Origin of the sequence: Streptomyces guryensis, assembly GCF_021261325.1 — a bacterium.
GTDB lineage: Bacteria > Actinomycetota > Actinomycetes > Streptomycetales > Streptomycetaceae > Streptomyces > Streptomyces guryensis.
In genome coordinates, this window is the sequence record NZ_JAJSBI010000064.1 from 2,595 (window position 1) to 5,278 (window position 2,684).

The 2,684-nt window shown below is 58.6% G+C and carries 2 rRNA genes (1 of these 2 only partly in view); both read right to left on the bottom strand.

From position 1 onward, the window contains the following. Positions 1-632 (bottom strand): 23S ribosomal RNA (locus tag LJ657_RS47880) (it extends 2,572 nt beyond the left edge of the window). Between the two features lie 305 nt (positions 633-937). Next, positions 938-2,463, bottom strand: a 16S ribosomal RNA gene (locus tag LJ657_RS47885). The 16S and 23S rRNA genes sit together here, the layout of an rRNA operon. Positions 2,464-2,684: the final 221 nt, after the last annotated feature.

A 2,684-nucleotide genomic window follows, 5' to 3' on the forward strand; every position in this document is an offset into this window, starting at 1 on the left:
TCCGACGCTCCCACGGCTTGTAGGCACACGGTTTCAGGTACTATTTCACTCCGCTCCCGCGGTACTTTTCACCATTCCCTCACGGTACTATCCGCTATCGGTCACCAGGGAATATTTAGGCTTAGCGGGTGGTCCCGCCAGATTCACACGGGATTTCTCGGGCCCCGTGCTACTTGGGAAATACGCAAGAGAGCCGCTGATGTTTCGACTACGGGGGTCTTACCCTCTACGCCGGACCTTTCGCATGTCCTTCGCCTACATCAACGGTTTCTGACTCTCCGACCGGCCGGCAGACCGATCAAGCACACTCCCACAACCCCGTACACGCAACCCCTGCCGGGTCTCACACGTATACGGTTTAGCCTCATCCGGTTTCGCTCGCCACTACTCCCGGAATCACGGTTGTTTTCTCTTCCTGCGGGTACTGAGATGTTTCACTTCCCCGCGTTCCCTCCACTTGCCCTATGTGTTCAGACAAGGGTGACAGCCCATGACGACTGCCGGGTTTCCCCATTCGGAAACCCCCGGATCAAAGCCTGGTTGACGACTCCCCGGGGACTATCGTGGCCTCCCACGTCCTTCATCGGTTCCTGGTGCCAAGGCATCCACCGTGCGCCCTTAAAAACTTGGCCACAGATGCTCGCGTCCACTGTGCAGTTCTCAAACAACGACCAGCCACCCATCACCCCCAACCAACGCTGGAGTTCACTGGGGCCGGCAACTGAAGGCAGCCTCACGGCCATACCCTCAGACACCCAACAACGTGCCCGGCACACTCCCCGCTCCCCTCAACGTTCCACACCCCGAGGGGCAGTACTGGAAGGAGAAGACGATCAAGTGTGCCGAATAATCAACGTTCCACCCATGAGCTGACCACCGCAGGACGTTTGCCTGCGTAGTGGCTCTGGCTGCCTTACGGCAGCTAGATGCTCCTTAGAAAGGAGGTGATCCAGCCGCACCTTCCGGTACGGCTACCTTGTTACGACTTCGTCCCAATCGCCAGTCCCACCTTCGACAGCTCCCTCCCACAAGGGGTTGGGCCACCGGCTTCGGGTGTTACCGACTTTCGTGACGTGACGGGCGGTGTGTACAAGGCCCGGGAACGTATTCACCGCAGCACTGCTGATCTGCGATTACTAGCAACTCCGACTTCATGGGGTCGAGTTGCAGACCCCAATCCGAACTGAGACCGGCTTTTTGAGATTCGCTCCACCTCACGGTATCGCAGCTCATTGTACCGGCCATTGTAGCACGTGTGCAGCCCAAGACATAAGGGGCATGATGACTTGACGTCGTCCCCACCTTCCTCCGAGTTGACCCCGGCGGTCTCCCGTGAGTCCCCATCACCCCGAAGGGCATGCTGGCAACACGGGACAAGGGTTGCGCTCGTTGCGGGACTTAACCCAACATCTCACGACACGAGCTGACGACAGCCATGCACCACCTGTACACCGACCACAAGGGGGCGACCATCTCTGGCCGTTTCCGGTGTATGTCAAGCCTTGGTAAGGTTCTTCGCGTTGCGTCGAATTAAGCCACATGCTCCGCTGCTTGTGCGGGCCCCCGTCAATTCCTTTGAGTTTTAGCCTTGCGGCCGTACTCCCCAGGCGGGGAACTTAATGCGTTAGCTGCGGCACCGACGACGTGGAATGTCGCCAACACCTAGTTCCCACCGTTTACGGCGTGGACTACCAGGGTATCTAATCCTGTTCGCTCCCCACGCTTTCGCTCCTCAGCGTCAGTAATGGCCCAGAGATCCGCCTTCGCCACCGGTGTTCCTCCTGATATCTGCGCATTTCACCGCTACACCAGGAATTCCGATCTCCCCTACCACACTCTAGCCTGCCCGTATCGAATGCAGACCCGGGGTTAAGCCCCGGGCTTTCACACCCGACGTGACAAGCCGCCTACGAGCTCTTTACGCCCAATAATTCCGGACAACGCTTGCGCCCTACGTATTACCGCGGCTGCTGGCACGTAGTTAGCCGGCGCTTCTTCTGCAGGTACCGTCACTTTCGCTTCTTCCCTGCTGAAAGAGGTTTACAACCCGAAGGCCGTCATCCCTCACGCGGCGTCGCTGCATCAGGCTTGCGCCCATTGTGCAATATTCCCCACTGCTGCCTCCCGTAGGAGTCTGGGCCGTGTCTCAGTCCCAGTGTGGCCGGTCGCCCTCTCAGGCCGGCTACCCGTCGTCGCCTTGGTGAGCCATTACCTCACCAACAAGCTGATAGGCCGCGGGCTCATCCTCCACCGCCGGAGCTTTCAACCCCCGCCCATGCGGGCAGAAGTGATATCCGGTATTAGACCCCGTTTCCAGGGCTTGTCCCAGAGTGGAGGGCAGATTGCCCACGTGTTACTCACCCGTTCGCCACTAATCCACCCCGAAGGGCTTCATCGTTCGACTTGCATGTGTTAAGCACGCCGCCAGCGTTCGTCCTGAGCCAGGATCAAACTCTCCGTGAATGTTTACCCGTAATCGGGTGCACACATCACGAGAGCGGAACGACCACCGGAATAAGGCGGTCGTTCACAGCGTCCTCGCTGTGTTTTTTCAAAGGAACCTCGCCCCGACCGAAACCGGCCGAGAACGGGGTATCAACATATCTGGCGTTGATTTTTGGCACGCTGTTGAGTTCTCAAGGAACGGACGCTTCCTTTGTACTCACCCTCTCGGGCTTTCCTCC